The 12,963-nt window shown below is 72.8% G+C and carries 11 protein-coding genes; 6 read left to right on the top strand and 5 right to left on the bottom strand.

Annotated features, from left to right (window positions below):
- Window positions 1-169 precede the first annotated feature (169 nt).
- A complete protein-coding gene (locus tag ASF96_RS05425) occupies window positions 170-1,480 on the top strand; it encodes a hypothetical protein (protein WP_055936691.1) in 1,311 nt (436 codons plus the stop codon).
- A 134-nt stretch (window positions 1,481-1,614) separates the two neighbouring features.
- On the opposite strand, the gene hpf is transcribed toward ASF96_RS05425, so the two are convergent.
- From hpf to mtrA, 5 genes are all read right to left on the bottom strand, one after another.
- On the bottom strand, window positions 1,615-2,277 hold the full coding sequence (hpf, locus tag ASF96_RS05420) for a ribosome hibernation-promoting factor, HPF/YfiA family (protein WP_055834583.1): 663 nt from the start codon (window positions 2,275-2,277) through the stop codon (window positions 1,615-1,617).
- 93 nt (window positions 2,278-2,370) lie between these two features.
- A complete protein-coding gene (locus ASF96_RS05415) occupies window positions 2,371-3,048 on the bottom strand; it encodes a ComF family protein (RefSeq protein WP_055834580.1) in 678 nt (225 codons plus the stop codon).
- Between the two features lie 98 nt (window positions 3,049-3,146).
- Window positions 3,147-4,805, bottom strand: a complete 1,659-nt coding sequence (locus tag ASF96_RS05410; RefSeq protein ID WP_156458736.1) for an LpqB family beta-propeller domain-containing protein — start codon at window positions 4,803-4,805, stop codon at window positions 3,147-3,149.
- The gene (gene mtrB, locus ASF96_RS05405) at window positions 4,802-6,487 is read right to left on the bottom strand and encodes an MtrAB system histidine kinase MtrB (protein ID WP_055936687.1); all 1,686 of its coding nucleotides are present in this window, start codon (window positions 6,485-6,487) and stop codon (window positions 4,802-4,804) included. The genes ASF96_RS05410 and mtrB overlap by 4 nt, the downstream gene beginning before the upstream one ends.
- 7 nt (window positions 6,488-6,494) lie before the next feature.
- On the bottom strand, window positions 6,495-7,175 hold the full coding sequence (gene mtrA / locus ASF96_RS05400; protein WP_055834573.1) for an MtrAB system response regulator MtrA: 681 nt from the start codon (window positions 7,173-7,175) through the stop codon (window positions 6,495-6,497).
- Window positions 7,176-7,336: 161 nt separating this feature from the next.
- Between mtrA and ASF96_RS17505 the strand changes: the two genes are divergently transcribed.
- The 5 genes from ASF96_RS17505 to ASF96_RS05375 are packed head-to-tail and all read left to right on the top strand — an operon-like array spanning window position 7,337 to window position 12,912.
- Entirely contained in the window at window positions 7,337-8,728 is a 1,392-nt protein-coding gene (locus ASF96_RS17505; protein ID WP_055936685.1) for a glycerophosphoryl diester phosphodiesterase membrane domain-containing protein, read from the top strand.
- The gene (locus ASF96_RS05390; RefSeq protein WP_156458735.1) at window positions 8,725-9,414 is read left to right on the top strand and encodes a DUF4129 domain-containing protein; all 690 of its coding nucleotides are present in this window, start codon (window positions 8,725-8,727) and stop codon (window positions 9,412-9,414) included. The genes ASF96_RS17505 and ASF96_RS05390 overlap by 4 nt, the downstream gene beginning before the upstream one ends.
- On the top strand, window positions 9,411-10,604 hold the full coding sequence (locus ASF96_RS05385) for a DUF4350 domain-containing protein (RefSeq protein ID WP_055834564.1): 1,194 nt from the start codon (window positions 9,411-9,413) through the stop codon (window positions 10,602-10,604). Before ASF96_RS05390 ends, ASF96_RS05385 begins: the two co-directional genes overlap by 4 nt.
- A complete protein-coding gene (locus ASF96_RS05380) occupies window positions 10,601-11,611 on the top strand; it encodes an AAA family ATPase (RefSeq protein WP_055936681.1) in 1,011 nt (336 codons plus the stop codon). Before ASF96_RS05385 ends, ASF96_RS05380 begins: the two co-directional genes overlap by 4 nt.
- The gene (locus ASF96_RS05375) at window positions 11,611-12,912 is read left to right on the top strand and encodes a DUF58 domain-containing protein (RefSeq protein ID WP_055936678.1); all 1,302 of its coding nucleotides are present in this window, start codon (window positions 11,611-11,613) and stop codon (window positions 12,910-12,912) included. Before ASF96_RS05380 ends, ASF96_RS05375 begins: the two co-directional genes overlap by 1 nt.
- Window positions 12,913-12,963: the final 51 nt, after the last annotated feature.

Raw genomic sequence — 12,963 nt, 5'->3', positions numbered from 1 at the left:
GTCGGGTGCGGCGCCCGCGTGGGCACCGGCCTGCGAACAGGCATACATCGCCCATGTTATCCGTGTTACCCGTTCGTGACCTGCGAGGCGGCCGCAATCCGAAAGTCGGCACTCGCGCCCAAAGCGAACACTCGGCGACGGCCCCTACCCCGCGGCCTAGGATCGACCCATGGCCGGTTTCTGGGGCAAGAGGAAGCGCGAAGAGCAAGACGCGGCGGACGCCGATCTCGCCCGCCGGGCGGAGCTCGCGATCGTCGCCGCCGATGAGCGCGTGCGCCTCACCTCCGACGAGCTGGACTTCGCCCGCGCCGAGCTCGGCGACAAGGCCACCGAAGATCTCGCGGCCGCCCTCGAGTCGGTGCGCACGCACCTCGCCGAGGCGTTCCGGCTGCACCAGCTGAACCACGACGAGATCCCCGACACCAAAGACGAGCTGCGCACGCGCAACGCGCGCATCATCCAGCTGTCGCAGTGGGCCGAAGACCTGCTCGAGGAGCGCACGCAGGTTCTCCAGCCCAAGATCGACGCCGTGCGCCGCGCACCCGAGACGATCGCTCGCGTACGCGCCGACCGCGACCGCCTCGCCGAGCGCGTCCCGAACGCCCGCGAGGTCGTCGAGCGGCTGTCGCGCCGTTACAGCGACTCCGCCCTGCAGCAGATCGGCGGGAATCCCGAAGAGATCGAGCAGCTGCTCGACTTCGCCGTGCACACCGCCGCCGTCTCGGAGCGTCGCCGCGAGGCCGGGCAGCGCGAGCAGGCCTCGGTCGCCCTCGAAGCCGCCACCGAATCGGCACGGCGCGCGGAGTCCCTGCTCGACGCGGTCGACATGTTCGAGATCGAAGCGCTCCGCGCGGAGTCCACCCTCGCCGCCGTCGTCGAGGACTCGCGCGGCGATCTCGCCGAAGCCCGTCGCGGCGCCCAGACCCCCGCCGTCACGCAGGCCATGGCCGACCTGGAGCGTGCTCTGGCGGCACTGCCGGCATCCGGAGCCCGCACCGACCCGTTCGCGGCACTGTCGTCCCTGCGGCAGGCCAACGCCGCTCTCGACCACGCGCGCGAGCGCGCCTCACGTCCCGTCCCCTCTCAGGAACAGGTCGAGCACGCGATCGACGACGCCGACCGTCAGCTCGCCGTCGCCCGCGGCCTGATCACCGGCCACCGCGGGTGGATCGGAGCCGACGCGCGGACGCGCTTCGTCGAGGCCGAGCGGTTGCGCGCGGGACTCCCCCTGGGGCCCGTCGCCGAAGACGATCGCGAGACGGTGCTGGCCACCGCTCGCCGGGCCGGCTCGCTCGCCTCGGAATCCCTGCAGATCGCCCAGCGCGACATCGAGCAGTCCCGACCCAACGAATGGGACGGCAGCGGGCGCGGCGGCGGTTACGGCCGCGGCGGCGGCGGAATGGGCGGCGGCAACATGGTCGGCGGCATGCTGGGCGGTCTCGTCATCGGCTCGCTGCTCGGCGACATCTTCGACGGCTGAGCACGGCCGGATCCGCTTCGCGCGGCGGATGACGCAGCTGCCGCGCTACGGGGTGCGGCAGCGCGAACCCGCGGGCCCCGCCAGACGGAGCCCCTGTCCACCCGGACAGGGGCTCCGTCATGCGGCAGGGTGCGTCAGGACGCGATCTGCTCCGCCGGTGGGGCCTGCGCGGCGAGCGCGATCACGCCGTAGTCCCAGCCCTTGCGGCGGTAGACGACGCTGGGGTGGTCGGTGCGGGCGTCGATGAAGAGGAAGAAGTCGTGGCCGACGAGCTCCATGCGGTCGACGGCGTCCTCGACCGTCATCCACTCGGCGCCGAACTCCTTCTGGCGGATGACGACGGGCGAGTACTCCGCCTCGTCGACATCGGAATCCTGGACCGGCACCTCACCGGTGGCGACGGCGCGCAGCACCTCGACGGAAGCGGGCTCGACGTCGATGCCCGCCAGTTCGCCGGTGCCTTTCTCGAAGCGTGCCCCGCGGGGGTGGTTTCGGGCGTCGACGCGCTTGTCTTTCGCGCGCCGCACCTGCTCGGAGATCTTGTCGACCGCGAGGTCGAGAGCGGCGAACTTATCGGCATCGGTGGCCTCGGCTCGGACCACCGGGCCCTTGCCGTCGAGGGTCAGCTCCACGGTGTCGTCTTCCATGCGCCCGTTGCGGTACGAGCGATGGGTGACCTTGACTTCGAGAGTCTGAGCGCGGGGCGCCAGGTGCTCGATGCGACTGACCTTCTCTTCAACCACGGTGCGGAAACGATCGGTGATACCGACTCCCACTCCGACGATGTTGGTGTCCATCAGTGACCTCCTTGTTCCGGGTTCCGCCCGGTCTAAGGGCGGAACATCCGTCGCCTTCAGTCATCCCCACGCTAGTCCGACGCCACCGCCCTGTCACGTAGCAATCACCTGCGATTCACCTTCTGATGCGCTGCGACGCGGCGTGTACGCGAGCGCGACGGCCCTCACCTCGGCGGCTCCCGCCGCTCGGAGGGCCCGCGTCGCCTCGATGAGCGTGGCCCCGGTCGTCACCACGTCGTCGACGACGACCACCCTGCGCCCGACGACGGACCGCGCGGCGAAGGCTCCCCCGACGTTCTGCTGTCGGGCGATGCGATCGAGGCCGCGCTGATCGGCCGGCGCGCGCCGCACCCGCAGCACGCGCTCCGGATGCCACCCCGCCCGACGCACCAGCAGCTCGACCGGTCGATAGCCGCGGCGTCGGAAGGCCGCAGCCGACGAGGGCACCGGGACGACGAGGGCACCGGAGACAACGGCCGCACGCAAGACATCGGCGAGAGCCGGGGCGAGATCCCGGGCGAGGGAGGTGCGACCGTCTTCTTTGAGGGCGCGCAGGACCCGCGCCGGCACCCCCGAGAACTCGAGCGCGCACAGCACGGGCACCCCCGGCCCCACCTCGCGCGGGACGGGGACGGCGGCCAGAGCCCGGCGGCATCCGGAGCACAGGGACTCATCGAGCGCGCCGCAGCCGGCGCACGCCAGCGGAAGCCAGAAGGTCAGGGCATCGCGGAGGGCCGACGAGATCGTGTCGGTGAGCGCAGGACGAGACATGCGGCCATCGTGGCGGACGCCCCGCACGGGCGCTGGGCGAGAGGCCCGAACCGTGGACGGATGTCACGCCGACCGCGCTGGGGAGAAGCCGCGCCCGCTCAGGACGTGGTGCCCTGCTGCGCCGCCAGCACCCGGATGTTGGAGGCCACCAGGGTCCACGAGCTTCCGCGCCGACTGTAGAGGCGCCCCTGATCGTCGAGCACGCGGACGCTCGTGCTCCCCGCGGCGAGCGTGCGCGCCCCCTCGGGCGCCTGCGCCTCGGTGCCGCGACCGCCCACGCTGAGCTCGCTCAAGCGGCTGACACCGTCGACCGACGAGAGGACGCCGATGGTGGTGTCGTCGAGCCACGCGAGGTCGAACGCCCCCTGCTGCGAGAACGACAGCACGTGCGGCGGACCGAGGTCGATCTCGCCCGCCGAGCGCAGGATGCCGGCGACCCACACCTCGCGCGCACCCGACACGGTGACGATGGCCGCCACCCTCGTACCATCACGGGAGATCTGCATCGCGGTGATCTCGGAGGCATCGGGCCACGCATTGCCGACGTCGCGGGGAACCCCTTCGGGCGTGATGACGTGCAGCTGCGCGGGGGCCGCACTCGGCACGCTCCAGATCGCTCCCTCGGCGTCGATCGTGGGGGCGATGAGGCCCGGGCGGTCGTCGAGCAGGAACGTCCGACCGTCGGCGAGCGCACTCGCCACCGTTCCCTGCTGCGTGCGCACCGCCGCCAGGCTGCGGTCGGCTTCGAGTTCCACCATCGTCGGCGCCAGGGACTCGATCGCGTCGGACAGACCCGGGATCGACTCGACCTGGTCGCCCGACAGGGCGCCGAACACGCCGAGCGAGGTGAGCACCGCCGGCGAGGGATCGATGCGCGTCACGCGCACGGCGACCTCGGAGGCGGTGACCGGGGTGCCCTCCACCGTCATCTGCACCTCGCTGATGCCGGCCGACGAGAGGCTGCGCGCCAGTTGGGTCTGCATGCGGTCGAGGGTCGTGCGGTCCAGGCTCAGAGCCGCCCGCGGCAGTTGTACCTGGGCGACTCCCCCCGACGACAGCGTCACCGAGCGCCCCACGAGCGACAGCTCTTCGGGGAAGGCGTTGCGCACGGCGCCCGACAGCCACGAGCTCGGCTGACCGTCGACCAGGGCGGTCGCGACGCGGCTGGCCACCAGCGCACGGGGGAACCATCGCACGTCGGGGACGATGAAGCTCCACGTCGGGTCGAAGTACGCGATGGATGCCGACTGGTAGACCGTCGGGAACACTTCCTCGTACAGCACGACCCCGTCGGGGGCGGAGGTGATCCGCCACTGGCCGTCGACCTGCGCGAGGGCGAAGGACAGGGTCTGGGCGCTGCCCGTGGCGGCCGGGGCGTAGGCGCCGTCGGCATCCACCCCCGCCACCGTCGACAGCGACACCGTCACCACCGTGCCGTCGGCGGAGGGTGCGGCGCGGCGCGCGGCGAGCGTGTCGATCGTCACGCGGGCGCGGGGGTCCCAGGTGGCACCGGGCGAGAGGAACAGCTTCGCGGTCGCCCAGTCGTCGGCCGGCCCCGAGCCGGCGCGCAGGAATCCCTCGACGATCTCGGCCGGCGACGCGTCATCCTGCGGACCGTCGGGCACGAACGCGAACGCCTGCGCGTCATCGCTCTGCGGGCCGCGCCCGGGGTTGACGTACCCGGTGGTCGGCAGTCCCGTGCACGCCGTCAAGACGAGCACGAGAGCGAGGCTGACGAGGGCCAAGGCGCGTCTCACGGCATCCTCCCGAAGGTCGAGCGGTTGAGCGAGATGGGCTGGGTGAGCCCCAGCGCCTCGAGGGCGCCGCCCTGCTCGTCGTCGGGGACGAGAGGCAGGGGCGAGGCGCCCACGGGTCGTCCGTCTCGGGGCAGGGTGAGCACGAAGTTGGATCCGCGGCCCGGTTCCGACCACACCGCCAGGGTGCCGCCGTGCAGCCGCGCGTCGCCCAGGGCGATCGACAGGCCCAGACCCGTGCCGCCCATCGTGCGCACCCGCGACGGGTCGGCCCGCCAGAACCGGTCGAACACGCGCTCGACGTCGTCGGCCTTCATGCCCAGACCGAAGTCACGCACGCCGAGTGCCACGGCGTCGCGGTTGCTGTCGACCGAGACGACGATCGGCCGCCCCTCGCCGTGCTCGATCGCGTTGCCGAGCAGGTTGCGCACCACGCGCCGCACGCGGCGGGCGTCCATGTCGACGGGGGTGTACCCGCCGGGTGCGACCAGGCGCACGTCGGAGCCGTGCCCTTCGGCGAGCTGCTCCATCGAGAGGATCACGTCTTCGGCGAGGTGGGCGAGGCTCGTCGCCTCGAGCTCGAGCTGCACGGAGCCGGCGTCGTACCGGCTGATCTCGAGCAGGTCGGTGAGCAGCACCTCGAAGCGCTGCACCTGCGCGTGCAGCAGCTCGGCCGCGCGCCCCGTGACCGGATCGAACTCCTCGCGCTGGTCGTTGATGATATCGGCGGCGAGGCGGATCGTCGTCAGCGGCGTGCGCAGCTCGTGCGAGACGTCGGACACGAAGCGCTGCTGCACGAGCGAGAGGTCGGCCAGCTCCTTGATCTGCGACTCGATGCTGTCGGCCATGGCGTTGAACGACCGGTTCAGCGTCGCCAGCTCGTCTTCGCCGCGCACGGGAAGACGCACGCCCAGATCGCCCGCCGCGAGCTTCGCGCTGGTCTCGGCGGCATCCGCGATGGGCGTGGTGATCGAGCGCAGCACGAACCACGCGATCGAACCGATGAGCACCACCAGGATCAGACCCACCACCCACAGCAGCACCTGGACGAACGCGAGGGTCTGCGAGGCGCTGATGAGGTCGTACCCCATGTACAGCTCGTAGGAATCGACCCCGTCTTCGGCCGGGAAGCGCAGTTGATGACCGACCAGGATGCCGGGAACGTCACGGCCCCCGTCGGAGGGCAACGCCACCGACTGCCACCACTGCAGATCGGGACTCGACTGCACCTGTTTGCGCAGCGCATCGGAGACGAGGCCCGACTCGAACGCGGGCGAGATGAACGGCTGCGGCGCCAGGGGCGAGGGCGGCCCGATGCGGTACAGCGCGATCAGATCGCTCGAGGACTGCTGCGACAGCCGCGTCGCGATGCCGTTCATGAGCGTCTGCGCCGCGGCCGGATCGGTCGAGTCGACGGCCGCGTCGAGCGTGGCCTGCGCCGACGCGGTCGCGCGCTGGGCCTCGAGGAGCACCTGGTCCTTGCGGGCGGTGAACAGCTCGTTCTGGATGACGAGGGCCATCGCCACGCACGTGACGAGGATGGTCGCGGCGGTGAGGGCCACCGTGATGAGGATCGTGCGGAAGCGCAGGGAGCGTCGCCACAGCGTCGCCAGGCGATCGCGGACCGCCCGCCAATCGCGCCAGCTGCTGACCCGCGGCGGGAGCGTCCGCACCGCGCCCGTCATCGCGCGCTCAGGCCACCGCGCCGGCGCGGTAGCCCACGCCGCGCACGGTGGTGACGATCCGCGGGTTGTCGGGGTCGGCCTCGATCTTGGCGCGCAGACGCTGCACGTGCACGTTCACCAGACGGGTGTCGGCCTTGTAGTGGTAGCCCCACACCTGCTCGAGCAGCATCTCGCGCGAGAACACCTGCTGCGGCTTCTCGGCCAGGGCGACGAGCAGTTCGAACTCGAGCGGCGTCAGTGCGATCGGGCTGTCGCCGCGTCGGACCTCGTGCGCGGCGACGTCGACGACGAGGTCGCCGATGCGCAACGTCTCGTCGACGGGAGCCTGGGACGGCCGCAGACGCGTGCGGATGCGAGCCACCAGCTCCTTCGGGTTGAACGGCTTCATGATGTAGTCGTCGGCGCCCGACTCGAGGCCCTTCACCAGGTCGGCGGTGTCGGTGCGCGCGGTGAGCATGATGATCGGCACGCCGGACTCGGCGCGCACGCGCGTGCAGATCTCGATGCCGTCGACCCCCGGCAGCATGAGGTCGAGCAGGATGAGGTCGGGTCGCTCGGTGCGCCACGCGTCGACGGCCTGGGCGCCGTCGGCGCAGAAGACCGTGTCGAATCCTTCGGTGCGCAGCACGATGCCGATCATCTCGGCCAGCGCGGTGTCGTCGTCGACCACCAGGATCCGTGAAGTCATTCGGGGGTACGTCTTCCGTCTCGAACCCGTGCGGCACGGGCACAACGCCCGGGGTGAGGGCGCGTTCCTCCGAGAGTAGTCGACGAGGGTGAGATGAGGCCGAGCGTGTCGGGGGTGTGTGACACGATGAAGACACTGCCGTGCAACGAGGAGGCGTCACCGTGACCGCGTATCCGAACTGGACCCCGGCCTCTCGACCCGGCATCGTGCCCCTGCACCCGTACGGCTTCGGCACGATCCTCGGCCGCTCGTTCGTCGCCCTGCGGCACAACCCGAAGGTGCTGCTCGGCTTCGCGCTCGTCGTGCAGGCCGTCGCCTACATCGTGCTGGCCGCCGCGGTGGGCGCCATCGCCGTCGCCAGCTTCTCGCGCCTCGACACCGTTGCCTACGGCGGTGACGACTGGGGCGCGATCTTCGCCGGATCCACCGTCATCACGGGCGCCGCCGCCCTGGTGCTGAGCCTGCTGGTCGGAGCGCTCAGCGTGGTGGTGCAGGGCGTCGTCGTCTCCGAGGTCGCTCACGCGGTCGTGGCCGAGAAGCCGACCCTGAAGGCCGTCTGGGCCCGCGTGCGGCCGGTGATCTGGCGACTCATCGGCTACAGCGCCCTGGTCGTGCTCGCCAGCCTGGTGGTCGTCGGCGTGCTCGCCGGCATCGTGACGCTGCTCGTGATCTCGGTGCTGTGGCTCGGCATCCTCGTCGGCGTGCTGTTCGTGCTCGGGCTCATCCCGCTGTACGCGTGGCTGACAACGAAGCTCTTCCTCGTGCCCTCGGCGATCATCCTCGAAGGCGCCGGCATCCGCGCGGGGATCGCCCGCTCGTGGCGGCTCACCCGCCGGCGGTTCTGGTCGACGTTCGGCGTGATCGTGATCATCTCGTTCGGCTTCAGCGTGCTCGCCCAGCTCATCTCGGTGCCCTTCAGCCTCATCGCGGGGATCGTTCCGGGCATCCTCGCCCCCACCGGCACCGACGAGATCGGGGCCGTCGTGGGAATGGTCGTGGTGCAGGTGATCGGCCAGTTCGGCATCCTGCTCGTGCAGTGCATCGCGCTGGTCGTGCAGTCGACCTCGGCCGCGCTGGTCTACGTCGACGCCCGCATGCGGGTCGAGGGACTCGACCACGATCTGCACACCTACGTCGAGGCACGCGATGCCGGGGCCACCGACCTCGCCGATCCGTACCTCGTCGGCGTCGGTCGCGTCGTCGAGCGGCCCGCACCCGTGCCCGTCGGCACGGCACCGCCGTACGCCGGCTACGGCGCACCGGCTGGATACGGCGCACCGGCCGGGTACGGCGCGCAGGCCGGGTACGGCGCTCAGGCCGGCTACGGCGCCCCCACCGGATACGGCGCCCCGGCGCCGTACGGTGCTCCCCCGGTCCCCGCTCCCGCCTGGGACGCACCCGCGGCGGGGTCGGTCACCCCCGCCGATCGGTCCGCCGACGACGCGGTCTCGGGTCCGGCGACTCCCCCGCCGGCCGCCCCGCCGAGCCCCGACGTGGCCCCGCCCGCGGCGCCCACCTCGTGGGCTGCGCCCGGGTCGCCGACCGATCGATGACGGCCGCCGCTCTCGCGACCGCCGCCGCCGCGGTGTTCCCGCTCCTCCCCGACCCCGACCAGGCGCGGGAGTGGGCGGAGCGCGAGCTCGAAGACCCCTCGTACCAGGCGTCCGAGCCGACCTTCATCGACCGTGTAGCGCAGGCCGTCGCCTCGTTCATCGGCGACCTGCTGCGGCCGTCGGGCAACGCCGACTGGGGGCCCTCGGCCCTCATCGTGCTGGCCGTGCTCTTGGCCGTCGGCATCATCGTCGCCCTGCTCATCTGGGGGCGCCCGCGCCGTCTCGTGCGCGCGCAGCCGGCGGCGCGCGCGCTCTTCGACGACGACGACGGGCGATCGGCCGACGAACTGCGACGCGAGGCCGATGAAGCCGCCGCCCGCGGGGCATGGGACGCCGCGATCGTGCTGCGCTTCCGCGCCGTCGCGCGCGGTCTGTCGGAGCGCGGCCTCGTGGACCCGCCGCCGGGGGCGACGGCGCGCGCCTTCGGCCGTGCCGCGGGGGTCGCCCTGCCCGCACTCGCCGCCGCGATGGACACCGCTGCCGCGAGCTTCGACGACGTGCGCTATCTGCGCCGCCCCGGAACCGCCGACGGGTATCGCGCGATCGCCGATCTCGACGAGGCCGCCGTCCGAGCCCGCGCCGTCACCGACAGCGCCGTCACCGACCGCGCGGCGGCCTCTTCATGAGCGCCCCCTCGGGTGTCGCGAGCCCCGCATCGGCCTCGCGCTCCGCACACCCCCGCCGACGCGCCGCCCTGGGGTGGATCGCGCTGGTGGTGGCCCTGCTGCTCGTCGCGCTCGTCGGCGGCTCCCTCGTGTACGGCGGCTACCAGCAGCGCGCGGTGCTCGACCCCGAGTCGGCCGGCCCCGACGGCACCCGGGCGGTGGTCCGGATCCTCGAGCAGCAGGGCGTCCGCGTCACCGTCGCCCGCGACCGTCAGGCCGCCGAACGCGCGCTCGGCGGAGGCGACGCCACGCTCGTGCTGCGCGACGCCCCGATGCTCTCCGACGACGCACTGAGCAACCTCGCGGAACGGGCACGGCACACCGTGCTCGTCGAACCGCGCTCGCGGGCGCTCGGCGTGCTCCTGAACGGCTCCTCGCTGGGCGGTTTCACCGACGACGCGACGACGGGCCCGGCGTGCGACGTGCCCGCGGCGCGTGGCGCCGGAGACGCCCGCGTGGGCGAACTGCTCGTGCCGGGCGACGGCGTGCAGGGCTGCTACCCCGTCGGCGACGAATACGCCCTGCTGACCGACGAGCGGGGCGGACGCACGGTGACCGCCCTCGACGGTCTGTCGGTGCTCACCAACTCCACCCTCACGGCCGACGGCAACGCCGCGCTGGCGATCGGTGTCCTCGGACAGACCGACGCTCTCGTCTGGTACGTGCCCTCCCCCTCCGACGCCGACCAGGGCACCACCGCCCCCACCCTCGCCGACCTGACACCCCCCTGGGTGACACCGGCGATCCTGCTGCTGCTCGCCTCCGCGCTCACCGCCGCCGTCTGGCGGGGCCGTCGGTTCGGCCCGCTCGTCACCGAGCGCCTCCCCGTCACGGTGCGGGCGAACGAGACCACCGAGGGCCGCGCGCGGCTGTACGCCGCCTCGGCCGACGCGGGGCACGCGCTCGACGAGCTACGGCGCGCGAGCCGCGCCCGGCTCGGTCGGCTGCTGGGCCTCGCGGCGCGCACCTCCCCCGTCGACACCTCCGATGCCGTCGCCGAACGACTGGGCGCCGACCGCGGCCTGGTCCGCGGCATCCTCGTCGACGACTCACCCCGTACCGACCGTGACCTCGTCGCGGCCGCCGACCGACTCCGCGATCTCGAGGCGAGCGTGCGCGCCGCCGTCCGAACCGAAGGGACCACCCGATGACCGACAGCCCCGAGAACTCCGCAGCTCCCCACACCACGACCGCGAGCGCCGACGACCACGCGGCCCTCCGCGAGGCCATGCACCAGGTGCGCCTCGAAGTCGGCAAGGCCGTCGTCGGCCAGGACGGCACCGTGACAGGGCTGCTGATCGCCCTGCTCTCGCGGGGACACGTGCTGCTCGAGGGCGTTCCGGGCGTCGCCAAGACGCTGCTGGTGCGCTCCTTCAGCCGCGCGCTCGGTCTCGACACCCGCCGCGTGCAGTTCACCCCCGACCTCATGCCCGGAGATGTGACGGGTTCGCTGATCTACGACGCGCGGGCCGGGGAGTTCGAGTTCCGCGCGGGCCCGGTGTTCACGCACGTGCTGCTCGCCGACGAGATCAACCGCACGCCCCCCAAGACGCAGGCGGCGCTGCTCGAGGCCATGGAAGAACGCCAGGTGTCGTCCGATGGGGTGAGCCGTGCGCTTCCCGACCCGTTCCTCGTCGCCGCCACGCAGAACCCCATCGAGCACGAGGGCACCTACACCCTGCCCGAGGCCCAGCTCGACCGGTTCCTGCTGAAGCTCGTCGTCGACCTGCCGGGCCGCGACGCCGAGGTCGACGTGCTCCGCCGGCACGCAGGAGGATTCGACCCTCGGCACCTCGACGAGGCCGGGGTGACGCCGGCGGTCACCGCGTCGCAGATCCTGGCGGCACAGCGCGCCGCGGCATCCGTGGCCGTCGACGACGACCTGCTCGGCTACGTGGTCGATCTCGCGCGCGCCACGCGTCAGAGCCCGTCGGTGCTGCTGGGCGTGAGCCCGCGCGCCAGCACGGGACTGCTCGCCGCCGCGAAGGCGTGGGCCTGGCTCGGCGGTTACCCGGCGATCACGCCCGACCACGTGCAGACCATGCTCGTGCCCGTCTGGCGTCACCGCATCCGCCTGCGGCCCGAGGCCGAGATCGAGGGCGTCTCGGTCGACGCGATCCTCACGTCGGTCCTGCAGCAGACGCGCGTCCCCATCTGATGTTCGTTTCCGGCCGTCTCGCCCTGCTCGTCGCCCTCGGCGTCGGGCCCCTCGTGCTGCTCAGCACCGCGGGGGCTCCGGCGTGGGCGGTCGCGGGCGGATGGGTGGCTCTGTGCGTCGTGCTCGCGGCGATCGACATCGCCCTCGCCGCCGACCCGCGCCGGGTCGAGATCACTCGCACGGTGCCGGAGCGGGCGCTGCGCGACGAGCCGGTGACCGGCGAACTGCGGGTGCGCAACCTCGGTACCCGCCTTCTGCGCGCTGTCGTGCGCGACGCGTGGCAGCCGACGGCCGGGGCGCCCGACGAGCGGCAGCGTTTCACCGTGCCGCCCGGCGAGCGACGGGGAGCTGCGCTGTCGTTGCTCCCGCGGCGCCGGGGCGAGTTGCGCAGCGCCTTCGTCACCGTGCGCGCCGCGGGTCCCCTGGGGCTCGCCGGCCGACAGGCGGTGGTCGACGCCCCCGGGCGTCTGCGCGTCCTGCCCCCGTTCACCTCCCGGCGACACCTCCCCTCGCGACTCGCCCGCCTGCGCGAGCTCGACGGCAACACCTCGCTACAGGTGCGCGGGCAGGGCACCGAGTTCGACAGCCTGCGCGAGTACGTGCGGGGCGACGACGTGCGCTCGATCGACTGGCGGGCGACGGCGCGCGCCGGAACGACCATGCTGCGCACCTGGCGTCCCGAGCGCGATCGGCACGTCGTCATCGTCATCGACACCGGACGAACAGCCGCCGCCCGCGTGGGTGACGGCGTGCGGCTGGATGCCGCGATGGAGGCCGCTCTGCTGCTGTCAGTGCTCGCGACGCGCGCCGGTGACCACGTGCACCTCCTCATGTTCGACCGCGTGACCCGCGCGCGCGTCACCCGCACCGACGGCGCGCAGCTGCTGCCCGCGCTGGTCGAGGCGATGGCGCCCGTCGACCCGCAACTCATCGACACCGACTGGGACGCCGCCTTCGCGCAGGTGCGGGGCCTCTCGGTGCGCCCCGCGCTGGTCGTGCTGCTGACGGCCGCCGACGACCCCGAAGCCGCACGCGCGTTCCTCGCGTCGCTCCCGGCGGTCGCGGCGCGATCGCGGCTGCTGGTGGCGACGGCGACCGACGGCCCGGGCGACGCCCCGGCCCACCGCGACGCCGCCGACGTGTACGCCGCCGCCGCGATCGAGCGCGCGCGGCATGACGCCGACCGGGTGCGGGCGGCCGTGGTCCGCGCCGGGGGCGACGCCGTCTCGGCGTCGGCCGACGATCTGCCGCCGCTCGTCGCCGACCGCTACCTCGCGCTGAAGGCGGCCGGGCGCCTGTAGCACACCCAGCCCCCATGCAGCCGAGGACATACGACGCGGCTTATCCTGGGG

The sequence above is a fragment of the Microbacterium sp. Leaf179 genome (genome assembly GCF_001423785.1).
Taxonomy (GTDB): Bacteria; Actinomycetota; Actinomycetes; order Actinomycetales; family Microbacteriaceae; genus Microbacterium.
Note: the sequence above shows the minus strand (reverse complement) of the source record. Positions and strands in the feature narration are given on the sequence as shown.